The organism is Alkalimonas cellulosilytica, assembly GCF_036325985.1.
In the GTDB taxonomy this organism is placed as follows: domain Bacteria; phylum Pseudomonadota; class Gammaproteobacteria; order Enterobacterales; family Alteromonadaceae; genus Alkalimonas; species Alkalimonas cellulosilytica.
Window position 1 is genome coordinate 1 of sequence record NZ_JAUHLI010000047.1, and the last position, 1,107, is coordinate 1,107.

At 39.8% G+C, this 1,107-nt stretch carries 1 protein-coding gene; it reads left to right on the forward strand.

Going from position 1 to position 1,107, the window contains the following annotated elements:
- Positions 1–192: 192 nt before the first annotated feature.
- The gene (locus QWY20_RS18460) at positions 193–981 is read left to right on the forward strand and encodes a hypothetical protein (RefSeq protein ID WP_330130450.1); all 789 of its coding nucleotides are present in this window, start codon (positions 193–195) and stop codon (positions 979–981) included.
- The last annotated feature ends 126 nt before the right edge of the window (positions 982–1,107 follow it).

Below are 1,107 nucleotides of genomic sequence, written 5' to 3' on the forward strand. Positions count from 1 at the left end.
GTGGACAAATGGTAATTATGGGGTATTGTTTGATGGTGGTGCAATAGGTATTGGTGAAGGAGATCATAAAGACTACTCTTGCTCAACTAGAGCAACTTGCAGGGAGGAGCAAGGAGCAATTTGTATGTCTAGTTGTTAATTAACGTTATTGGTGGTCGCTCAGCATTTGAGCGGCCAATTCAGGAGTGATCCGTGTTTTTTCTATTAGTATTTTTTTCATTTTCGATCCAGCTTGGCACTCTCAATGGATATAACGAGTGCCATACTGTTGATGACTTGATTCAAGTCGCGAACTTTATTGAAGATACATACAGAGATCCTGTAGAGATGGATGGAGTGTTAGTAGACAGGCGTATTGGTTTATTCAAAGAGTTTGAACATTATTGCTTAGATAAGTACTTCAAGTACCCGGCCGCAGCTGTTAGTGAAGACGATAGGTCTAATCTTTTGAATGTGATTAAGAAAGCTTTTTTTTATACTCGCTCTTATGCGGTCGTTGATAATTATAGGATTTTTCTGAAGCGGAATTTTCATCATTATGATTCAGCTAATGATTATTTTGATTTGATAGATCAAGCTCGTTATCAGCATGAAGTAGCCGGTAGCATGTTGCTGTTGAGCAGTAGTGCTGAAATCCACTCTTTGGAAGGGAAAGATGTGGTTCTTATTATCTCCTCGCCAAACTGTAAGTTTTCGAATAACTTAATGAGGTGGGTGAATAGTGCTGAAGCCTTTTCAAAAGATGTTGATTTGATATGGGCTTACAAGCTCCCCGTTGGTGTATCGCCAGAGGTTTTTTTTTCAGTTGAAATAAATAGAAAATTTCATGTTTTTCTGGATGTAGAAGATTGGACTTCGATAAAATTGTGGGACACACCGACTGTATACATTATTCGAGATGGGGGTGTTGTGCGGCAATCTGTAGGTTTTACTGAAGAAAGTAAAGCGCTGTTGTCAGAGGTTTTAAACCCATCAAGTTAAATGCGAATGGTGGGACAAACGTTCTGAGGCCATTGAATGACAGTAGCTATGAGCGTTTAGACGCCCTTCAAAAAGTCGCCAACTGGAAACGTACCAGAGCCCAACCGGCTTTGGTAATTGGTTAAC